This is a genomic window from Alsobacter sp. R-9 (assembly GCF_054612375.1).
The window spans coordinates 82,505-103,861 of the sequence record NZ_JBTSWJ010000010.1; the positions used below are offsets into that span (position 1 = coordinate 82,505).

Consider the following 21,357-nt stretch of genomic DNA (forward strand, 5'->3'; position numbering starts at 1 on the left):
TGAAACAATTCAGACGACCGGCGGGAGGGAAAAACATGAGCCAGGCCGACATCGTTTCCGAGGTGTCCCTCGACGTTCCGTGGGCCCTTGTCGAGCGCTTCGCCGGGTTCCCGCGCTGGAAGCCTTCGGACGTCAACGCCGGCGCGGACATGATCATCGACGCGCTGAAGAAGGCCGGGGTGCCGGTGACGGTGCATGAGGCCGAGATCTACCTCTCGGTTCCCTTCGACGCGCGGGTGAAGGCGGGCGGGCGCACCATCCGGGCGAAGCCGCCGGCCTACTCCGTCGACTGCCGCAAGGGCGTCACGGCACCCATCGTCCACGTGCCCGCCACCTACTCCCGGTCGATCGGGTCGCTGTTCCACAAGAACCAGGACCCGGCGCTCTCCGACGAGAACCGGCTGCGCGGCAAGATCGTCATCTCCGAGGGCTTCGCCTTCCCGCAGAAGATTCGCGAGTTCGAGGAGAAGGGCGCCATCGGCGTCATCGCCATGAACCCGGGCGTCGACATCCACTGGGGCATCTGCACCTCGGTGTGGGGCACGCCGGACCTCGACGACCTGCCCCGCAAGCCGAAGATCCCGGTCGTGGCGGTGAACAACCCCGACGGCAAGGCGCTCATCGAACTCGCCGCGAAGGGCGAGAGCGTCACCATCGAGACGGAGATGGAGGAAGGCTGGTACGTCCAGAAGCTTCCCGTCGTCGAGATCAGGGGCAGCGTCGAGCCCGACAAGTTCGTGCTGCTGCACGGCCACTATGACAGCTGGGACGTCGGCGTCGGCGACAACGCCACGGGCGACGCGACGATGGTCGAGATCGCCCGCGTGCTGTGGAAGAACCGCTCCAGCCTGCGCCGCACCGTGCGGATCGCATGGTGGCCGGGCCACTCGACGGGCCGCTACGCGGGATCGACGTGGTTCGCCGACAAGTTCGCCATCGACCTCGACGAGAACTGTGTGGCCCAGGTGAACTGCGACAGCCCCGGCTGCCGCTGGGCGACCGTGTTCAAGGACGTGTCCTGGATGCCGGAGACCGAGCGCTACGTGCAGGGCGTCATCAAGGACGTCTGCGGCCTCGACAGCCACGGCGAGCGTCCGCACCGCGCCGGCGACTACTCGTTCAACAACATCGGCATCTCGAGCTTCTTCATGCTGAGCTCGACCATGCCGGATGACCTGCGGGCCGAGAAGGGCTACTACGCGGTCGGCGGCTGCGGCGGCAACATCGCCTGGCACACCGAGAACGACACGATCGAGATCGCCGACCGGGACATCCTGCTGCGCGACATGAAGGTCTACCTCGCCTCGGTGCTCGGCGTCGCTAACGCGGAGTTCCTGCCCTTCGACTGGCGGGCGACGACGAAGGAGTTCGGCGAGACGCTGGGCCGCTACGCCAAGGCCGCCGGTGACGCCTTCGATTTCTCGACCGCCCGGGAGGCGCTCGCAGCGCTCGAGGCATCGCTGGAGCGCTTCTACGGACGCGTCGCGGCCCGGACGATCGACCCCGCGTCGGCGAACGCCGCGATCATGGGGCTCGCCCGCATCCTCGTGCCGATCAACTTCACGGTGGTGCCGCGCTTCCGGCACGACCCGGCGACGCCGGTGAAGCCTCTGCCGACGCTCGCCGTGGCGGAGGACATCGCCGACATGGCGCCGCCGCACCAGGGCTTCGCCAGGGTGCACCTCGGCCGCGGTGCGAACCGCTTCGTGGCCGCGATGCGCGCCGCGCAGCGCCTCGTCGACGCCGCCTGAGCCCCCACCTTCCAACGCCCCCGAGGACGTCGGCATGACGATAGCCCTTCGCGCGTCGCAGGAGCGGGCCGGCGCCGGCCGCTGCGATCCCGTCACCCTGGAGATCGTGCGCGGCGCCATCCGCGCGGCGCAGGCCGAGATGGAGGCGCTCATCGAGCGCACCGCCATCAGCGCCTTCATCCGCGAGAAGAAGGACTTCTACACGGCGCTGTTCGACGCCGACGGGGTGATGGCGGTGGGCTCCAACGTCCCCGTCTTCGCCGACATGACGAGCCCGGTCTTCGCGCTCTTCCCCAAGGAGACGATGAAGCCGGGCGACCTCTACTGGTACAATGACTGCTACGGCTCGCGCGGCGCCGTCTCCCACTCCAACGACCAGGTGCTGATCGCGCCGGTGTTCCACGAGGGCCGGCGCTGCGCCTTCGTGATGGGCTGGGCCCACTTCGCCGACATCGGCGGCATCCGGCCGGGCTCGATCAGCCCGGACGCGACCGACATCTACCAGGAAGGCATCATCGTCCCGCCGACGAAGCTCGTCGACGCAGGCGTGACGAACGAGGCGGCGCTCGCCATCTTCCACCGCAACTCCCGGTTCCCGGACCAGAGCCGCGGCGACCTGCGCGCACTCGTCGGCAGCGTCGAACTGGGCGTGAAGCGGATCGGCGAGATCGTCGGACGCTTTGGCGCGGACATCGTGGAGGACGCGCTGGCGCAGCTGCTGGAGCGCACGCGCAAGCTGGTGCGCTCGAAGCTCGCCGAGACCTTCCCCTACGGCACGCACCGCTTCACGGACGCCATCGACGGCGACGGGCACGGCAGCGGCCCAGTGAAGATCCGCTTCGCGCTCACCCGCGAGAAGGCGGCCGACGGCGAGGACCGGTTCATCCTCGACGCGACGGCGACCGACGACCAGACGGTCGGGCCGGTGAACTTCCTGATGAATCCCGGCGTGCCCGGCATGGCGCTGGGGCTGTACTACCTCGGCGGCGATCCCGGGCAGGTCTGCAACGCCGGCGGGCCGCAGGCGCTCGACGAGGTGCGGCTGCGCGAGGGCTCGCTGCTGTGGCCGCGCTTCCCGGCCTCGCTCGGCATGCGCGGCCTCACCATGATGCGCGTGCTGGCGACGCTCAACGGCCTCGTCAACGCGGCAGGCGGCGGCGCGCCGGCGGCCCACTCGGCCTACGTCATCTCCATCATGCGCGGCACCTACCGCACCGACGCCGGCACGCTCGACCGCTTCCTCCTCGCCGACGGCCTCGGCGTCGGCTACGGGGCGCGGCCGACGGCCGACGGCATCGACGCCGTCTACTTCGTGGCGCAGGAGAACTACCCCGTCGAGTTTCTCGAGGTCGGCTACCCGGTGCAATTGCGCGCCTACGGCGTCGTGAAGGACAGCGGCGGCGCCGGGCGCCATCGCGGCGGCTGCGGCGTGGTGCGCGAGTACGAGATCCTCGCGGAGGAGGCCGTCATGGCCATCCGCATCGACTGCGTGAAGAACCCGCCCTGGGGCATCGCCGGCGGCATGTCCGGCGGCAGCGGCCGCGCCGTCATCAACCCTGGCACGCCGGAGGAGCGGGTTCTCGCGCCGCTTTCGGACGGCAACAAGCTGAAGCGCGGCGACATCCTGCGCATCGAGACCGGCGGCGGCGGCGGATACGGCCATCCGCATGACCGTCCCCCGGCCGAGGTGCTGGAGGACGTCGAGGGCGGCTTCGTCAGCCGCGAGGCGGCAGAACGGCTCTACGGCGTCGCCATCGATGGCCACCGCGTCGACGAGGCCCGCACCGCCGCGCTGCGCGCGGCCCGATATCCGGCCAAGGCCTTCCACCGGAACGAGTACGTCGATGTCCTCTCCTGAGCCGCGCACCGTCGTCGCCGTCGATATCGGCGGCACCTTCACCGACATCGCCCTCCTCGAACCGTCGAGCGGGCGCGTCTGGCGCGCCAAGACTCCCAGCGTGCCGGAGGATCCCTCGCGCGCCTTCATGACCGGCGTCGGGCTGGCCCTGGACCTCGCCGCCGCGAGCCACGGCGGCGTCGAGCGCGTCCTGCACGGCACCACCGTCGCCACCAACATGATCCTGGAGGGCAAGGGCGCGCTGACCGCCCTCGTCACCACGCGCGGCTTCCGGCATGTGCTGGAGATCGGCCGGCAGGACATCCCGCGCAAGGCCAACCTCTACGCCTGGGTGAAACCGGAGCGGCCGGTTCCCGCGTCGCGCGTGATCGAGGTGGCGGAGCGCGTCGGCCCCGGCGGGGCGGTGCTGGAGCCGCTCGACGAGGCGTCCGTCGCGGCGGCGGCCGAGGAGTGCCGGCGGCTCGGCGTCGCCGCCGTGGCCGTGTGCCTGCTGCACTCCTTCGCCAATCCAGAGCACGAGCTGCGGGTCGCCGCGCTCCTGCGCGAGGCGCTGCCCGGCGTCGCGGTGACGGCGTCGGTCGACATCCTGCCGGTGGTGCGGGAGTTCGAGCGCTCGCTCGCGACAGTGCTCAACGCCTCGGTGATGCCCGGCGTGTCCACCTACGTCACGCGGCTGGAGGAGCGGCTGAAGGCGGCGGGCGTCGCGGCGCCGCTGCTGCTGATGCAGTCGAACGGCGGCGTCGCGGGGTCGCGGACCATCCGCAAGGCCCCGGCGCTGACCGCGCTCTCCGGCCCGGCGGCCGGCGTGGTGGGCGCGCGCGGTGTGGCGGCAGCCTGCGGCATCGGCGACCTGATCACCGTCGACATCGGCGGCACCAGCGCCGACATCTGCCTGATCAAGGACGGCGAGGTGGGCCTCACCCAGCGCGGGCAGGTGGGCGAGTGGCCCCTTCCCCTGCCGATGCTGGACATGGTGACCATCGGCGCCGGCGGCGGGTCCATCGCCCGCATCGTCGACGGAGCCCTGCTCGTCGGGCCGATGAGCGCCGGGGCACGGCCCGGTCCCGCCTGCTACGGGCATGGCGGCACGGAGCCGACGGTGACGGACGCCCACGTCGCGCTCGGCACCCTGCCGGACCGGCTGCTCGGCGGCCGCATGGCGCTCGACGTGGAGGCGTCCCGCCGGGTGATCCGGGAGAAGGTGGCCGACCCGCTCGGCCTCACCATCGAGGAAGCGGCGCGCGGCATCCTCGCCATCGTCGACAGCAACATGATGGGCGCCCTGCGCGTGGTCTCGGTCGAGCGCGGGCACGACCCGCGCGACTTCACGCTGGTGCCCTTCGGCGGCGCCGGGCCGCTGCATGGCTGCTCGCTCGCCGAACTGCTGGGGGCACCGCGGGTCCTGATCCCGCCGGCGCCGGGCGTGCTGTGCGCGGACGGGCTGCTCGCCGCCGACCTGAAGTCCGAGTTCAGCCGGACGCTGCCGAAGGCTGGGCCGGTCGTTCCGCACGAGGTGGAGGCGATCTTCGCCGACCTCGAGGCGCAGGCGATGGCGTGGTTCGACGAGGAGGAGGTCGAGGCCGGCGCCCGGCTCACCGCCCGCGTCGTGATGATGCGCTACAAGGGCCAGGGCGGGGAACTCGCCGTCACGTGGGCCGGCACCCGGGAGGCGGCGGAGGCCGCCTTCGGCCGGGCGCACGAAGAGCTCTACGGCTTCTCGCTTGAGGCGCCTATCGAGGCCGTCACGCTCCGCGTCGAGGCGGCGGGCCGCATGCCGGCACCCGGGCGCGTGCTGCTGCCGGCCGGCACGGGGGCCCGCCCCGTCGACCGGCGCAGCGTCGTGCTGCCCGGCGGACCGGCGGAGGTGCCCGTCTACGATCGCGCCGGGCTGGGCGCCGGAGACCGCTTCGACGGTCCGGCCATCCTCATGCAGCTCGACGCCACGACCTACGTGGCGCCGGGCTGGAGAGGTGAGGTGCATCCCTCCGGCTCGATCATTCTCACTCGCGGCTGAGCCGGAGGCGACCATGACCCACACCCCCTCCCCCGGCGCGACGCCGGCCGGCCTCGACCAGGTGTTCGCCCACATCCGGGCGAACGAGGAGAGCTTCATCCGGCGGGTGATGGACTATGTCCGGCACCCGTCGATCAGCGCCCACGACATCGGCATCCGCGAGGTGGCGGCGATGCTGGTGGAGATGCTGAAGGGGCTCGGCTTCGAGGCCGAGGCCCTGCCGACGGCGCACCATCCGATGGTGCTCGGCCGCTGGGAGAAGAAGCCCGGCGCGCCGACGGTGCTGCTCTATGGCCACTACGACGTGCAGCCTCCGGATCCGCTCGACCTGTGGGTGAGCCCGCCCTTCGAGCCGACCATCCGCGACGGACGCATCTGGGCGCGCGGCATCGGCGACAACAAGGGCCAGCACTTCGCCCAGCTGATGGCGATCGAGTCTCACCTGAAGGTGCACGGGGAGCTGCCGTGCAACGTGATCTTCCTGCTCGAGGGCGAGGAGGAGATCGGCAGCCCGCACATCGCCTCCTTCGTCGAGCAGCACCGCGACCGGCTGAAGGCCGACCTCGTCGTCACCGCCGACGGGCCGCTGCACGAATCCGGCCGGCCTACGATCACCTTCGGCGTGCGCGGGGTCGCCTCGTTCGAGCTGCGCGCGAAGGGCGCGAAGCGTGACCTGCACTCCGGCAACTTCGGCGGCGTCTCGCCGAACCCGATCTGGACGCTCGTCCACCTCCTCGGGACGATGAAGAACGCCGCCGGGGAGATCACCATCGAGGGCTTCCACGACCGCATCGTCCCGCCCTCCGACCTCGCCCGGAAGGCCGCCGCCGCGCTGCCGATGACCCGCGAGGCGGTGATGGAGGAGCTCGCCCTGAAGCGCCTCGACGCGCCGCAGGACCGGCGAGTGGCGGACCGGCTGATGTTCCATCCCACGCTCACCATCAACGGCCTGCATGGCGGCTACGGCGGGCCGGGGTCCAAGACCGTGCTGCCCTGCGAGGCCTTCGCCAAGTGCGACATCCGCCTCGTGGAGGCGATGACGCCCGCCGACGTCTTCGAGAAGGTCGCCGCGCACATCAGGAAGCACGCGCCGGAGGTGGAGTTCATCCCGATGAACGGGATGCTGCCCTCGACCACGCCGCTCGACTCGCCCTTCGCCGGGCCCATCCGGGAAGCCATCGTCGACGCCCAGGGCGTCGAGCCGCTGCTCTATCCGAGCGCGGGCGGCAGCCTTCCCGACTACGTCTTCACCAAGATCCTGGGGACGGACGCCTTCGTGGTGCCCTACGCGAATGCCGACGAGGCGAACCACGCGCCGAACGAGAACCTGAAGCTCGAGTGCTACCTGAACGGCATCAGGACCGGCGCGGCGCTGCTGAGCCGACTGGGGCGGCTTCCGCCGCGCTGACCGGGGAGTACGCGCGGCGCGGCGTCGCGCCACCGTTGCCGGGCACGGATTTTCCGTGAAGTCTGGCCCGGCGCGCCCGGGCCGTCCGCCTGCGGCCCGACGCAGGAGGACCGGCCCGCGTGCCGAACGCCCCACCCCTCGCCGACGGCCGGCGTACCATGCTGACGCTGCGTCAGATCGAGGTCGTGCGCGCGGTGATGATCGCCGGCACGATCGCCGGCGCCGCCCGGCTCCTCGGCGTCTCGGCCCCCGGCATCAGCCGCCTCATCAAGTACACGGAGCGCTCGCTGAAGCTGAAGCTCTTCGAGCGCACCCAGAACCGCTACTTCCCCACCCGGGCGGCCGAGGACATCTTCGAGCAGATCAACGCGGTCTACGCCCGCGTCGACGACCTGCAATACGTGCTGCGGCAGATCGACCGGGGCGCCGGCACGGCCTTCCAGCTGGCATCCGTCCCGTCCATGTCCAACGTCATGGTGCCGCGCGCGCTGGGGCGCCTGCGCGAGCGCTTTCCCGAGCTCGGCATCGACCTCGACGTGATCAAGGTGCAGGAGGCGCAGGACTACCTGCTGCTCAACAAGTGCGAGCTCGCGGTGCTGAGCTACGGCTTCGAGCACCCCGGCATCGATGTCGTGCCGCTGGTCGAGGGGCGGCTGCGGTGCGTCGTGCCGGAGGACCACCCGCTGGCGGCCTTCGACACCGTGAGCGCCCGCGACATCGCGCGCTATCCGCTGGTCGGCGTGACACCGGATGACCCGTACGGGCGCATCACCACCGACGTGTTCCGGCAGCTCGGCATCCCCTTCACCATCTCCATCCACGTGCGCTTCGGCGTCACCAGCATCGGCCTCGTGCGCTCCGGCCTCGGCGTGGCGATCATCGACCCCTTCGCCGTGGCAAGGGGCAACCTCCCGGGCGTGAAGGTGCTGCGCATCCGCGAGCCGACGCGGTTCACGAGCTTCGTCGCCACCCGCGCCGACCGGCCGCTGTCGCGCCACGCCGAGCTCTTCATCGGCCTGCTGCGCGAGGAGATGGAGGCGGAAGTCCGCGAGGCGGCAGTGTGAACATGATGTTATGTCGGGCGCAAGAAAAGGTCATCGCGGTATGGGCCAATCGGTGCATACTGCGCGCTGACGTCCTCCCGAAGCCGTCCGCAACGAGACGGTGCCGGCGGGGACGACCGGAACAAGGCCCGGCCGCCGCATGAGCCGGACCTGCGAGGGAGGACAACGCTGATGTCGAATCGAACCGTGAATCGCCGGATGGCCGTGCTCGGCCTCGCCGCAGGCGCGCTCGCCGCACCGGTGCTGACGACGCCCGTGCTGGCGCAGGATACCGTCTTCATTCCCAACATCGTCGAACTGTCGGGCGCCGGCGCCGTGTCGGGCACCAACTGGCGCGACGGCATCATCCTCGCCGTCGAGGAGATCAACGCCAAGGGCGGCATCCTCGGCAAGAAGCTGAACGTGCCCCACCTCGACACCCAGAGTGACGCCAGCGTGGCGCGCGCGCAGGTGCAGAAGGTGATGGACGACAAGCCCTATGTGATCCTCGGCCCGGTGTTCTCCGGCTCGGTGCTCGTCACGATGAACCTCGCGCAGCAGAACGAGATCCCGGAGATCGTCGGCGGCGAGGCGGCGGCCATCACGCAGAAGGGCAACCCCTACGTGTTCCGCACCTCCTTCGGCCAGCAGTTCTCGATGCCGAAGATCGCCAACTACATCCGCGACGGCCTCAAGGCGAAGAACGTCGCCGTGCTGTGGGTCAACAACGACTTCGGCAAAGGCGGGCGCGACAACTTCATGAAGGAGATGGCGGCGCGCGACATCAAGGTCGTCGCCGACATCTCGACGGAGTCGGGGCAGGTCGACTTCGCCGCCGACGTCGTGAAGCTGAAGGCCGCCAACGCCGACGCGGTGTTCGTCTACACGAACGAGGAGGAGAGCGCCCGCTTCCTCAAGGAGGCGCGCAAGCAGTCGCTGAAGGGCGCGCTGATCGGCGAGACGACGCTGCTCTCGCAAAAGGTGATCGAGCTCGCCGGCGACTCCGCCAACGGCGTGAAGGGCCATGTCGGCCTCTCCGCCGACGCCCCGGTGGCCTCGCTCAAGGAGTTCGGCGAGAAGTTCAAGAAGCGGTTCAACTACGCGAACGACCACAACGGCATCAAGGGCTACGTCGCGGTCTACACGATCAAGCACGTCACCGAGAAGCTCGGGAAGTTCGACAGCAAGGCCTTCGCCGCGGCGATGAAGGACCTGACGATCACGCCCGCCCAGGAGCCCGGCATCCTGATGGAGGCGACCTGGGACAAGAACGGCGACATCGACCGCGCAAGCTTCCTCGGCGAGGTGGTCGGCGGCAGCCAGAAGATCGTCGAGGTGCTGCCGAAGCTGAAGTGACCGGCGCAAGCCGTCATTTCCGAGGCTGACGGCCGGCGAGGCATCGCCGGCCGCCCATCGGGGATTTGCCCATGCCCGTGCTGCAACTGCTCGTGTCAGGACTGGCGACCGGCGCGATCTATGCGCTGATCGCGGTCGGCTTCTCGCTGATCTGGCAGACGTCGCAGACGATCAATTTCGCGCAGGGCGAATTCGTCATGGTGCCGGCGTTCTTCGTCCTCGTGGCGATGAACCTCGGCCTCCCCTTCCCGCTCGCGGCACTCGCCGGCATCGCCGTCTCGATGCTGGTGCTGGGCGTGCTCTTCAAGCGGGTGATCGTCGACCCGATGCTGCGCCACGGGGTGCTGCCGCTGGTGGTGGCGACGATTGCGCTGTCGCTCTTCATGCGGGAGGCGGTGAAGGACTTCTACTCCTCGCAGGCGCAGCCCTTCCCCTCGCTCGTCGCCGACGCCGACATCACCATCCTCGGCACCGTGTTCTCGGCGCAAAGCCTCGCGGTGCTGGTCGCGGCCGTCACGGTCGTCGTCGCGCTGCACCTCTTCCTGCAGCACACGCGTCTCGGCCGGATGATGCAGGCCACGGCGCAGAACCCCTCGGTCGCCCGCATCCTCGGAATCGAGGTGGAGCGGATGATCCTCTACACGTTCCTCATCAACTCCGTTCTCTGCGCGGTGGCCTCGATCCTGATCAGCCCGATCTACCTCGCCAAGTTCACCAACGGCGAGGTGCTGGGCCTCGCCGCCTTCGTCGCCGCCATCATCGGCGGCTTCAACCAGGTGCGCGGCGCCATCCTCGGCGGCGTGCTGCTCGGCGTGCTCGACAACCTCTGCGCGGCCTACGTGTCGGCGCAGTACCGCTCGGCGGTTCCGCTGCTGCTGCTCGTCGTGGTGATCCTGTTCCGGCCGCAGGGCCTCCTCGGGCGCATGGAGGAGCGGACCGTATGAACGGCCTGCGCATCCTCGGCTGGCTCGCGGCCGTCGCAGCCATCGCCTTCCTGCTGACGGCGCCGATGTTCCTGCGCTCCTACGGCGTCTACCTGCTCGCGCTGTGGGCGGTGACGACCATCGCCGCGCTCGGCCTCAACCTGACCCTCGGCTATGCGGGCCAGATCTCGCTGGCGCAGGGTGCCTTCGTCGGGATCGGGGCCTACACCACGGCGCTTATGACCGGGGCCGGCGTGCCCTACTTCGTCGCCTTCGCCTGCGCCGGCGGCCTGTGCTTCGCCGTCGGCTGGTGCCTTGGCTACCCGGCGCTGCGCGTGCAGCACCACTTCCTTGCCTTCGTGACGCTCGCCTTCACGACGCTGGTGTTCCTGCTGCTGCGCAACGAGCAGTGGCTGACGAACGGCATCTACGGCATCAACGACATCCGCCGGCCGACGGTGCTGGGCTTCTCCACCAACCGCAACGCCGACTTCTACTACTTCGCGCTCGCCATGCTGGCCGTGTTCGCCTTCGTGAAGTGGTGGATCGTGCGCTCGCCATGGGGCCGCGCCTTCGTGGCGCTGCGCGAGAACCCGCTGCGGGCCGCCTCGCTCGGGGTCAACGTGCGGCGCTACACGCTCATGGCCTTCGCCATCGGCTCGGCCTTCGGCGGCTTCGCGGGGGCCCTCTACGCGCCGCTCGTGCAGTTCATCGAGCCGAACTCCTTCCAGCTTACCTACTCGCTGAAGTTGCTGCTGATGGTGCTCGTTGGCGGCGCCGGCACCATGCTCGGCCCGTTCTTCGGCGCGCTGGTGGACCTGCTGCTGCCGGAGTGGCTCCGCTTCACGCAGGGCTACTACCTGCTGATCTACTCGGCGCTGGTCGTGCTGCTGATGATCGTGTGCCCGAAGGGCATCACCGGCCTCTTCACCATGCTGCGCGAGCGCCTCTATCGGCCTGCGAAGGCGAAGACGCCGGCCCCCGAGACGACCGCCCGTTCGACGACGTGAGGACATCCATGCGAAAGACGATGACCCTGTGCGACGAGGATGCCCGCGTCGCCATCGACACGATCCGCGCGGCGCTGGCGGCGCGCGGCAAGACGGCGGTGATCGCGGTCGTCGATTCCCATGGCGAGACCATCGCCATCCTGCGCATGGGCAGCGCGCCGCTGAGTTCGGTCGCGGTGGCGACCAACAAGGCCTATTCGTCGGCGCGGCTGCGCCGCCCGTCTGCCGATGTCGGCCGGCGCGTCCGCCATCCGGAGAACGGCATCGACATCGCCTACTATGGCGACCCCCGCTACACCGGCTTCGGCGGCGGCCTTCCCGTCGTCGTCGACGGCGAGGTCGTGGGCGCTGTCGCCGTCAGTGGCCTCTCCGACGCGGAGGACGAGGAGCTCTCCGCCCTCGGCATCGCCGCCATCTTGAACGCCGCGCGTGCGGCACAGGCCGTCTGATCGTCGAGGTTGCCATGGCGTCCCAGGACCGCTTCCTGCTTGCCGGCGTGATGGGCCATCCCGTCATGCACTCCCGGTCCCCGAAGCTGCACAACTACTGGTTCGAGCAGCACGGGCTGCTGGGGACGTATGTGCCGCTCGCCATCAAGCCCGAGGGGCTCGTGGCGGCGCTCAAGGCGCTGCATCCGCTCGGCTTCGCCGGCTGCAACATCACCGTGCCGCACAAGGTCGCGGCGATGTCGGTGATGGACACGATCGACCCGATGGCGAAGCGCATCGGCGCGCTCAACTGTGTCGTAGTCGGCGCGGACGGATCGCTGCACGGCACCAACAACGACGGCTTCGGCTACATCGCCAGCCTGCGCGAGGCGGACCCGACGTGGCGTGCTGACGCCGGGCCGGTCGTCGTGCTCGGGGCCGGCGGCGGCGCGCGGGCCGTGGTGGCTGCGCTGGCCGACGCTGGTGCGCCCGAGATCCGGCTCATCAACCGCACGCGCGACAGGGCGGAAGCCATCGCCAGGGACTACGGCGCCCCGGTGACCGTGCACGACTGGTCCGTGCGGGCCGACGCGGTCGCCGACTGCGCGCTTCTCGTGAACACGACGAGCCTCGGCATGTCCGGGCAGCCGCCGCTCGACATGCCGCTCGGCCGGCTGCCGGCGCGGGCGATGGTGTCGGACATCGTCTACATCCCGAAGGAGACAGCCCTGCTGGCCGCCGCCCGGGCGCGCGGCAACCGCACGGTGAACGGCCTCGGCATGCTGCTCAACCAGGCCCGGCCCGCCTTCCAGGCGTGGTTCGGCATCCTTCCCGAGGTAACGCCCGAACTCAGGGCGATGATCGAGGCGTCGATCCCGTCATGACCCCCTCCAGCCTCTTCGACATAACCGGCCGCGTCGCCCTCGTCACGGGCGGGTCGCGCGGCCTCGGCTTCGCCATGGCCCGCGCGCTCGGCCTCGCCGGCGCGACCGTCGTCATCAACGGCCGCTCCATCGAGACGCTCGCCAGAAGCGCTGCGGCGCTGTCAGCGGAGGGCATCCGTTGCGGCACCGCCGCCTTCGACGCCGCCGATCCCGCCGCCGGCAAGGCCGCCGTGGAGAAGGTCATCGCCGACCACGGGCACCTCGACGTGCTGGTCGCCAATGCCGGGCTCGTCAACCGCGCGCCGCTCGGCGAATGGACGCTCGAGGCGTGGGACGCGGTGATCAACACCAACCTTCGCTCGGCCCTGTTCCTCGCCCAGGCCGCGGCCGTGCCGATGAAGGCGCGCGGCTCGGGCAAGCTGATCTTCACGTCCTCGATCACCGGCATCCTCGGGCGCGCCACCATCCACGCCTATGTCGCCTCCAAGAGCGGGCTCGCCGGCCTGACGCGCTCGCTGGCGGCCGAGCTCGGCCCCTACGGCATCACCTGCAACTCGATCGCGCCGGGCTACTTCGAGACGGACCTCAACCGGCCGCTGCTGTCGGACGAAGCCTTCGTGAAGCGCGTCGTCGACCGCACCGCGCTCAAGCGCTGGGGCCAGCCGGAGGAGATCGGCGGCGTCGCCCTGATGCTGGCGTCGCGCGCCGGCGACTACATCACCGGCCAGCAGCTCGTCGTCGACGGCGGCATCACCGGGACGATGTGAGGGGACGGGAGGAGCGCCGCGTGGGAACCGTCCTCGACGTCCGCGACCTGTCGAAGCGCTTCGGCGGCATCTCCGCCGTCGACGGCGTGTCGTTCTCGGTCGAGGAGGGCGAGATACTCGGCATCATCGGCCCGAACGGCTGCGGCAAGTCCACGCTGTTCAACTGCATCCTCGGGCAGCTCATGCCCACCGCCGGCCGCGTCACGCTCGACGGCCGCGACATCACCGGATTGCCGCCGGCCGAGCTCAACAGGATGGGCGTGGGACGCACGTTCCAATTGCTGCAGGTGTTTCCCGAGCTCAGCGTGCGGGAGAACCTGATCCTCGCGGGGCAGGAGCACCACGGCAGCATGGTATCGCGCCTCTTCGGCGCGCGGGACGCGGGCCTCTCCGGGGCCGCGGAGCGGATGATCGGCTTCTTCCGCCTCTCCCACCTCGCCGACGCGAAGGCCGGCAGCCTCTCCTTCGGCCAGCAGAAGCTGCTCGACGCCGCGATGGCGTTCATGGCCGGGCCGAGGCTGGTGCTGCTCGACGAGCCGGCCGGCGGCGTCAACCTGACGATGCTGGGCGACCTCAAGGAGCGGCTGAAGGCGATGAATGCCGAGACCGACGCCACGTTCGTGGTCATCGAGCACAACATGGAGTTCGTGATGGAGCTGTGCTCGCGCGTCCTCGTGCTGGCGCAGGGGCGCGTGCTCGCGCAGGGCACGCCGGCGGAGGTACGGGCCAACCAGGCCGTCATCGACGCCTATCTGGGGGACTGAGGGCGATGGCGGCCCTGCTCGAACTCGACCGCGTCGTCGGCGGCTACGGCCAGATGACGATCCTCAACGGCACGACGTTCTCGGTCCCGCGCGGGACGATCACCACGGTCATCGGCCCCAACGGGGCCGGCAAGTCGACCGTGTTCAAGGCCATCTTCGGGATGCTGCCGGTGCGCTCGGGGACCATCTCGTTCGAGGGCCGCGAGGTCACCAATGCCCCCCCGCGCCGGCAGCTCGAGGCGGGCATCATCTACGTGCCCCAGGGCCGCAACATCTTCCCGGAGCTCTCGGTGCTCCACAATCTGGAGCTGGGGCTCGTGGCTGCGGGTTCCGGCATCACCGACGCGCCCGCCCGCATCGCCGCCGCGCTCGACCGCTTCCCGGCCCTGAAGCAGAAGGCCCGCCAGCAGGCCTCCACCCTCTCCGGCGGCGAGCAAAAGCAGCTCGAGATCGCCCGCGGCCTCTTGCTGGAGCCCAGGCTCGTGCTCATCGACGAGCCCTCCATCGGTCTCTCGCCCAAGCTCGTCGCCGACACCTTCGACATCCTGAAAGACCTGCGGGCCAAGGGCGTGACCATCCTCATGGTCGAGCAGAACGCCCGCTCCGCCCTGCAGATCTCCGACGAGGCGATCGTCCTCGAGCTCGGCCAGACCCGCATGCACGGCCCCGCGCAGCAGATCCTGCACGACCCGCAGGTCGGGCAGCTCTTCCTCGGCGGGGCGATGACGGCGGGATGAGCGTTCGGCGCACGCGCCGCACAGGTGGATCGGCCAACAACCGGCCGGATAGGCGACGTCCCGACCTCAAGGCGACGCTGCACGACCGTCAGGCCCGCGGGAGGGATCCGGCGATGGCCGTCGCTACTCACTCCCGCGCCGGCACCACCGCGCGGCCCGTTGCCGCGGCCTCCTTCACGGCGAGTGTGGTGGCGAGCGTGCGCAGCCCCTCGCGACCATCGATGATCGGCTTCGCCTCGCGTCGGATCACGTCGGTGAAGTGGCGCATCTGCAGTGTGAGCGGGTCCTGCTCCGGCACCACCATCCGGTCGACGCGGATGGGCGTCCACCAGCCGTCACCCTCATGGCTCCACGTCTCGAGCGTCGGGACGGCAATCGACCCCTGCGTGCCGGCCACGACGATGCAGAACTCGTCCGTACGCGGATAGGCCTTGTTCTCGCCGGACGTGAGCTCCCAGCTCCAGGGCGCCACCGCCGAGTCGGAGATGACGATCGTGCCGAGCGCGCCGTTCGCGAAGTGCAGGAGCACCGCCGCCGTGTCCTCAACCGGGAAGCCGCGCGCGGCGCTGGATTGAAGGGCCTGCACCGAGGCGACGTCGCCGCACAGGTTGCGCAGATCATCGATGAGGTGGATGAGGTTGATGAGCACCACCCCCCCGCCGGGCTCGCGTCGCCATGACCCGGCGCCATCGAAATAGCCGCGGTCGGGCTTCTTGTAGAGGCACATGGCATTGACGGCCGTGAGCCGCCCCAGACGTCCGGACGCAACGACGTCCCGGGCCCGGCTGATCAGCGGGCTGTGCCGGTGGTGGTGGCCGACGAGGATGGGAACGTCGGCGCGCTCGGCAGCTTCCACGATCCGGCGAGCGCCCGCGACATCGTCGGCAGGCGGCTTTTCGAGCAGCATCGGCACGCCCGCGGCAACCGCCGCGAGCGCATGGGGAACGTGGAAGCGATTGGGCGAGGCGATCACGAGGCCGTCGGGCCTTGCGCCCGCAAGGCCCTCCTCCACGTCCACGAAGTGGGGGACGCCGAGGCTCGCAGCCTGCTCACGCGCGTCCGGAGACGGATCGATGATGGCTGCGAGCGTCGCCCCCGGCTCGGCCAGGATGCGTGCGATGTGGGCCTTGCCGATCAGCCCCGCTCCGGCCACGGCGATGCGACACGGCTTGCTCATGCGCATCCTCCCGCGATGCCATGGTTTTGGCGATGGTGGGCTTCGGTTCCGCGCGACGGGACCGCGCTAGACGAAAAGGGGCGCGGGATCGGGCGTATAGCGGGCGATCTTGTCGCGGTCGATCCGCACGCCGAGGCCCGGTTCGTCGGGAATGTCGAGGAAACCGTCGGCGTCGAGCGCGAAGGGATCCGTCAGGATGCCATCGACATAGGGGCTGCCGCCGATGAACTCCACGAGGTCGCAATCGGGAAATGCGGAGGCGAGTTGCAGGTCCGCGGCGACGCCGAGCGCCGTGTTCCAGCCGTGGCCGATGTACTTGACGCCGAAATCGTAGGCGAGCCAGGCGATCTTGCGCTGCTCGGAAATGCCGCCGACCTTGGTCACGTCAGGCTGGATGATGTCGAACGCGCCCCTGGTGATCCAAGGGATGAAGGCCTGCCGCCGGGTCAGCACCTCGCCGCCGGCAATCGGCACCGGGCTGGCGTTCCGCAGCGTGATGAAGTCGTCGATGGCGTCGGGCTTCAGCGCCTCCTCGAACCAGCCGACATCGTAGCCGGCAAGCATCTCCGCGGTGCGCAGCGCCCATTTCAGGCCCTGCGGCCAGTAGGCGTCGCTCGCGCCGGGATCCACGAAGAGCTTGGAGTCCTTGCCCGCCGCGTCGCGCGCGGCGGCGACGATGGCCTCGTCGAGACCGTAGTCCTTGGCACGACCGAAGGGGCCCCAGCCGATCTTGAAGGCGCGGAACCCCTGCGCGCGGTACTGCGCGACCACGCGGTGCATGGCGTCCGGCTCTTCCATCAGCAGCGAGCAGTAGGGCTGCACCTTGCGCCGATAGCTGCCCCCAAGGAGGCGCCCGACCGACAGGCCCGTCGCCTTGCCGAGAATGTCCCAGCAGGCGATGTCGATCCCGCTGATGGTGTGGGTCAGCGTACCGCCACGCCCCATCCAGAACGTGTTCTGATGGAGCTTCTCCGTGACCCGTTCGGGCTCCAGCGCGTTCTCCCCGCGGTAGAGGGGCTCCAGCACCTTCAGCCCGGCCTGAACCAGGCGGCCGTCGGTGAAGACGCTGCCGTACCCTGTGATCCCCGCGTCAGTATGGACGGCGACGATCGCGTGGATGGAATCCTCCGGCCGGATCTCGGCCGACCAGCCCCCTTTCGGACTTTCGCCGAAGAGCGGCGCAGCCTCGATGCGGGTGATCGTGACAGGCCCGAGAGCACGCCGTCCATCGGCCATGGGTCATTCCTCCCTGATCGCGTCTTGCGCGAGAATTCCGCCCTTGTCCGGACCCGTGGACGGGCTGTGCCACTGCTTGACTCACTCAAAAATCGTATACAAACATACGATCCGTGAACAAGCTTGTCGAGGGCTGCCATGGCGACCGAGAGACCGAGAAGCCGGGTCCGCTGCGACCTCGACTTCGACAGGAACGGGCGGCAGGCGGGCTATGCGCGAGCCCCTCTCTCGCGCAACACGTCCGGCTGGGGCGTGGTCGAGATTCCGATCATCGTCCTCAAGAACGGCAGCGGCCCGACGGTGCTGTTCACGGGCGGCGTTCACGGCGACGAGTACGAGGGGCCGATCGCGGTCTCACGCCTCGCCCGTGACCTGCGCCCCGAGCAGGTCCAGGGCCGAGTAATCATGATGCCCGCTGTCAACATCCCGGCCGTCATGAATGACACGCGCCTGTCGCCGGTCGACAACCGCGACATGAACCGCTGCTTCCCGGGCGACCCGCGGGGCACATTCTCCGAGATGCTCGCGCACTTCATGGACAGCGTCATCCTGCCGATGGTCGACGTATCGGTCGACCTTCACACCTGCGGGCACTCGGGGGACAGCGCACCTTCCACCAACATGCATTACGTGCCGGACGCCGGAACGCGCGAGCGCACGATGGCGCTGGCGAAGGCCTTCGGTGCTCCTTTCAATGTCGTGTTCAGCGGCGTCGACGAAGGCGCGACGCTTACATCGGCCGTCGAACGCCGCGGGATCATCTCGCTCGGCACCGAGCTCGGCGGCTGGGGGCGCGTCAGCGTCGAGGGGGTGCGCATCGGCGAGCGCGGCGTGCGCAACGTGATGAAGGAGCTCGGCATCATCGAGGGCAGGCCCGAGACCGTGCAGCGCGACGGGAGCCCTGCCACGCGCCACATGATGGTGCGCAGCGCCGAGTGCTACGCCTTCGCTCCGCGCGCCGGGCTGTTCGAGCCGAAACAGGTCGTCGGCGAACCCATCGAGGCCGGGCAGACCGCCGGCTTCCTGCATTTCGTCGAGGACGTGGACACGCCGCCCATAGAGGTCGTGCATCGCGCGTCCGGGCTCCTGTGGATGTCGGCGGGCCCCGGCCGCGTGCAGCGCGGCGACTGCGTGGCCGTCGTCATGCAGGACTTCGACGAAGCCCAGTTCGCCCACGGCTGACGGCCGGAGCGGCGCCGGTGCGCCCTCCCCTTAATCTTGCCGACCCCTCCTCGAGGACCTCGCCATGACCACGCGCCCGCGCATCCTGATCGTCGAGTGCATGCAGGAAGTCTCGTCGTTCAACCCGTTGGAGTCGGGCTACGACGACTTCCACATCGAGCGCGGCGAGGAGATGCTCTCGCAGGACGGCCTCAACACCGGGCTCGGCGGCGCGCTGCCGGTGCTGCGCGCCGCGGGATACGACATCGTGCTCACCATGAGCGCGCGGGCCGGGTCCGGCGGCCTGCTGGCCGCGGCCAGCTGGAAACGGCTCTCCGGCGAACTGGTCGACGCCATCAAGAAGGGAGCAGCGGGCGGAATCGACGCGATGTACTTCTCGCTGCACGGCGCGATGGGTGCCGAGGGCGAACTCGATCCCGAGGGCTGGCTGCTGCAGGAGACGCGCAGGATCGTCGGCGAGGCGATCCCGATCGTCATCTCGCTCGACCTGCACGGCATCCTGACTGACCGCATGTTGAGGCAGGTGAACGGCCTGGCCATCTACCACACCTACCCACACGTCGACTTCGCCGACACGGGCGAGCGCGCCGCGAAGCTGCTGGTGCGCATCCTCAACGAGAAGCTGAAGACGTCGATCGCGCGCGTCGTCATCCCGGCGCTGGTACGCGGCGACGAGTGCATCACCAAGTCCGGCTGCTACGGCGACTGCATCCGCGAGGCGCAGCGGATCGAGCGCGACGGCACGGCGTTGGCGGCCGGCATCATGATCGGCAATCCCTTCACCGACGTGCCGGAGCTGTGCTGCCAGGTGCTCGTCTGCACCGCGGGCGACGAAGCCACCGCCAAGGCCGAGGCCGTGCGCATCGCCGAGGAGTTCTGGCCGCTGCGCTTCCGCATGCAGGGCAAGTTCATCTCCCTCGAACGCGCGATCGCCCAGGCCGAGACGATCAAGGGGCCGGTCGTCTTCACCGATGCGGCCGATGCGACGTCGTCTGGGGCGACGGGCGACAGCGCCATCATCATCGACGGCCTGCACCGCGCCGACACCAGGAAGCGCGTGCTGGCGCAGATCGTCGACCCGCATGCGGCGGCAGCAGCGCACAAGGCCGGGGTCGGCGCGACCATCGACGTGACGCTGGGGGGGGCCATCGACCCCAAGCGCTTCAAGCCGATGCGCGTGAAGGCCCAGGTGAAGCTTCTGTCGGACGGCAAGGCGCGGCTGGAGACGATGAAAACGGGGCTCGATGCGGGGCCCACCGCGGTGCTCACCTTCGGCACCTTCACGGTCGTGGTCTTCTCGAAGACACTGAGCCTGTTCGACCGGGCGATGTACTACGCCAATGGGCTCGATCCGCGCGACTTCGATATCATCGTCGTGAAGTCACCCCATACCGAGTACCACATGTACGACCAGTGGGTGGCCAAGAACTTCAACATCGACATCCCGGGCGCGACCTCCGCCAACCTGCCGACGCTCGGCCACACGATCTGTGCGCGGCCGATGTACCCGCTCGACCCGAACGTCGAATTCCATCCGCGCCCGGTGCTCTACACCCGGCAGGCCTGAAGCCGCCCGAAGCCAGCCCAAAAGGACCCGATCACCCCATGAAAATCGAGGCCGTCGACTTCTTCTACCTCTCCATGCCCGAGGTCACGACCGAGGCGGACGGCAGCCAGGACGCGCTCGTCGTCCGCGTGGCCGGAGGCGGGCATGTCGGGTGGGGAGAATGCGAGGCGGCCCCGCTGCCCTCGATCGCCGCCTTCGTCTGCCCGATGTCCCACGGGGTCTGCCGGCCGGTGCAGGATTCCGTGCTCGGCCAGACACTCGACGGGCCCGCCGACATCGCCCGCATGGCCGCACTCGTCGAGTACGACAGCATGGACCTGCTCCAGGCGGCGCACACCTTCTCCGGCGTCGAGATGGCGATGTGGGACCTGCTCGGCCAGGCACGCGGCGAGCCGGTTTGGAAGCTCCTCGGCTACAAGGCGTCGCACGGCAAGGTGCCCTACGCCTCCCAACTCTTCGGCAATACGCCCCAGGAGACCCTGGACCTCGGCCGCATGGCCCGCGCCCGCGGGTTCCGCGCGGTGAAGTACGGGTGGGGCCCGATCGGCCGCGGCAGCCCCCGCGAGGACGCCGACCACTTTGCCGCCGCGCGGGAGGGCATCGGCGCCGACGGCATCCTGCTGGTCGATGTCGGGCAGATCTTCGGCGAGGACGTCGAGCGCGCCGCGGCCCGCCTGCCGGCGCTCGAAGCGGCCGGGGCCACATGGCTCGAAGAGCCGTTCCACGCCAGCGCGCTGGAGGCCTACGGCGCCCTGGCGGCCCGCAGTTCCAGGGTGAAGCTCGCCGGCGGCGAAGGCGCGCACAACGTCTTCATGGCACGCCATCTCATCGACTACGGCAAGGTCGGCTACGTCCAGATCGATTGCGGCCGCATCGGCGGCATCGCTCCCGCCAAGGCCATCGCGGACTACGCCGCGGCGCGCGGCGTGACCTACGTGAACCACACCTTCACGTCGCACCTCGCGCTGTCTGCGTCGCTCCAGCCCTATGCAGGGCTCGCGGACGATACGATCTGCGAATACCCGGTTGCGCCGAAGTCGCTGGCGGTGGACCTCACCACCAACCACCTGAAGCCGGACGCCAACGGCGAGGTCCGGGCGCCCGACGCACCGGGACTCGGGATGAGCGTGAGCCGGGACGCACTGCAACGGTATCGCGTGGACGTCGAGATCCGGGTCGGCGGCAAGACCCTCTACGCGACACCTTCAGTGTAGGGACAGTTTCTGGGCGTCAGGAGCGTTTCCGGCTGGCC

General features: G+C 69.7%; 18 protein-coding genes. 16 read left to right on the plus strand and 2 right to left on the minus strand.

Annotation, left to right across the window (positions count from 1 at the left end; translation table 11 throughout):
• The first annotated feature begins 35 nt into the window (after window positions 1-35).
• The 13 genes from ACX9GQ_RS16555 to ACX9GQ_RS16615 all read left to right on the plus strand — a co-directional run bounded on the left by ACX9GQ_RS16555 (window position 36) and on the right by ACX9GQ_RS16615 (window position 14,943).
• Window positions 36-1,751 carry a M28 family metallopeptidase gene (locus tag ACX9GQ_RS16555; protein WP_459630671.1) on the plus strand — a complete coding sequence of 572 codons (1,716 nt, stop codon included), beginning with the start codon at window positions 36-38 and terminating at the stop codon, window positions 1,749-1,751.
• 34 nt (window positions 1,752-1,785) lie between these two features.
• The gene (locus ACX9GQ_RS16560) at window positions 1,786-3,609 is read left to right on the plus strand and encodes a hydantoinase B/oxoprolinase family protein (protein WP_459630672.1); all 1,824 of its coding nucleotides are present in this window, start codon (window positions 1,786-1,788) and stop codon (window positions 3,607-3,609) included.
• On the plus strand, window positions 3,596-5,623 hold the full coding sequence (locus tag ACX9GQ_RS16565; protein ID WP_459630673.1) for a hydantoinase/oxoprolinase family protein: 2,028 nt from the start codon (window positions 3,596-3,598) through the stop codon (window positions 5,621-5,623). The genes ACX9GQ_RS16560 and ACX9GQ_RS16565 overlap by 14 nt, the downstream gene beginning before the upstream one ends.
• Before the next feature lie 13 nt (window positions 5,624-5,636).
• Complete coding sequence (locus ACX9GQ_RS16570; RefSeq protein ID WP_459630674.1) at window positions 5,637-7,031, plus strand: M20/M25/M40 family metallo-hydrolase; 1,395 nt, start codon at window positions 5,637-5,639, stop codon at window positions 7,029-7,031.
• 119 nt (window positions 7,032-7,150) lie between these two features.
• Window positions 7,151-8,095 carry a LysR family transcriptional regulator gene (locus tag ACX9GQ_RS16575; RefSeq protein ID WP_459630675.1) on the plus strand — a complete coding sequence of 315 codons (945 nt, stop codon included), beginning with the start codon at window positions 7,151-7,153 and terminating at the stop codon, window positions 8,093-8,095.
• A gap of 171 nt (window positions 8,096-8,266) precedes the next feature.
• Complete coding sequence (locus ACX9GQ_RS16580) at window positions 8,267-9,430, plus strand: ABC transporter substrate-binding protein (RefSeq protein WP_459630676.1); 1,164 nt, start codon at window positions 8,267-8,269, stop codon at window positions 9,428-9,430.
• A 71-nt stretch (window positions 9,431-9,501) separates the two neighbouring features.
• Window positions 9,502-10,374: a branched-chain amino acid ABC transporter permease gene (locus ACX9GQ_RS16585; protein ID WP_459630677.1), complete on the plus strand. Its 873-nt coding sequence runs from the start codon at window positions 9,502-9,504 to the stop codon at window positions 10,372-10,374.
• Window positions 10,371-11,363 (plus strand): branched-chain amino acid ABC transporter permease, encoded by a 993-nt coding sequence (locus ACX9GQ_RS16590; protein ID WP_459630678.1) that lies wholly within the window; start codon window positions 10,371-10,373, stop codon window positions 11,361-11,363. Before ACX9GQ_RS16585 ends, ACX9GQ_RS16590 begins: the two co-directional genes overlap by 4 nt.
• A gap of 8 nt (window positions 11,364-11,371) precedes the next feature.
• On the plus strand, window positions 11,372-11,812 hold the full coding sequence (locus tag ACX9GQ_RS16595; protein WP_459630679.1) for a GlcG/HbpS family heme-binding protein: 441 nt from the start codon (window positions 11,372-11,374) through the stop codon (window positions 11,810-11,812).
• A 14-nt stretch (window positions 11,813-11,826) separates the two neighbouring features.
• Window positions 11,827-12,675, plus strand: coding sequence for a shikimate dehydrogenase (locus ACX9GQ_RS16600; RefSeq protein WP_459630680.1), 849 nt, complete (start codon window positions 11,827-11,829; stop codon window positions 12,673-12,675).
• Complete coding sequence (locus ACX9GQ_RS16605; RefSeq protein ID WP_459630681.1) at window positions 12,672-13,442, plus strand: SDR family NAD(P)-dependent oxidoreductase; 771 nt, start codon at window positions 12,672-12,674, stop codon at window positions 13,440-13,442. The genes ACX9GQ_RS16600 and ACX9GQ_RS16605 overlap by 4 nt, the downstream gene beginning before the upstream one ends.
• A gap of 20 nt (window positions 13,443-13,462) precedes the next feature.
• Window positions 13,463-14,206, plus strand: coding sequence for an ABC transporter ATP-binding protein (locus tag ACX9GQ_RS16610; RefSeq protein ID WP_459630682.1), 744 nt, complete (start codon window positions 13,463-13,465; stop codon window positions 14,204-14,206).
• A 5-nt stretch (window positions 14,207-14,211) separates the two neighbouring features.
• Window positions 14,212-14,943, plus strand: coding sequence for an ABC transporter ATP-binding protein (locus ACX9GQ_RS16615; protein ID WP_459630683.1), 732 nt, complete (start codon window positions 14,212-14,214; stop codon window positions 14,941-14,943).
• Window positions 14,944-15,070: 127 nt separating this feature from the next.
• Here the strand turns inward: ACX9GQ_RS16615 and ACX9GQ_RS16620 are convergent, their stop codons facing one another.
• Both ACX9GQ_RS16620 and ACX9GQ_RS16625 read right to left on the minus strand, forming a co-directional pair.
• Window positions 15,071-16,120, minus strand: coding sequence for a Gfo/Idh/MocA family protein (locus tag ACX9GQ_RS16620; protein WP_459630684.1), 1,050 nt, complete (start codon window positions 16,118-16,120; stop codon window positions 15,071-15,073).
• Window positions 16,121-16,186: 66 nt separating this feature from the next.
• Window positions 16,187-17,356 (minus strand): mandelate racemase/muconate lactonizing enzyme family protein, encoded by a 1,170-nt coding sequence (locus ACX9GQ_RS16625; protein ID WP_459630685.1) that lies wholly within the window; start codon window positions 17,354-17,356, stop codon window positions 16,187-16,189.
• 138 nt (window positions 17,357-17,494) lie between these two features.
• On the opposite strand from ACX9GQ_RS16625, the gene ACX9GQ_RS16630 reads away from it, so the two are divergent.
• From ACX9GQ_RS16630 to ACX9GQ_RS16640, 3 genes are all read left to right on the plus strand, one after another.
• Complete coding sequence (locus ACX9GQ_RS16630; RefSeq protein ID WP_459630686.1) at window positions 17,495-18,538, plus strand: succinylglutamate desuccinylase/aspartoacylase family protein; 1,044 nt, start codon at window positions 17,495-17,497, stop codon at window positions 18,536-18,538.
• A gap of 64 nt (window positions 18,539-18,602) precedes the next feature.
• On the plus strand, window positions 18,603-20,105 hold the full coding sequence (locus tag ACX9GQ_RS16635) for a M81 family metallopeptidase (RefSeq protein WP_459630687.1): 1,503 nt from the start codon (window positions 18,603-18,605) through the stop codon (window positions 20,103-20,105).
• 38 nt (window positions 20,106-20,143) lie between these two features.
• Window positions 20,144-21,319, plus strand: a complete 1,176-nt coding sequence (locus tag ACX9GQ_RS16640; RefSeq protein ID WP_459630688.1) for a mandelate racemase/muconate lactonizing enzyme family protein — start codon at window positions 20,144-20,146, stop codon at window positions 21,317-21,319.
• Window positions 21,320-21,357 lie beyond the last annotated feature (38 nt).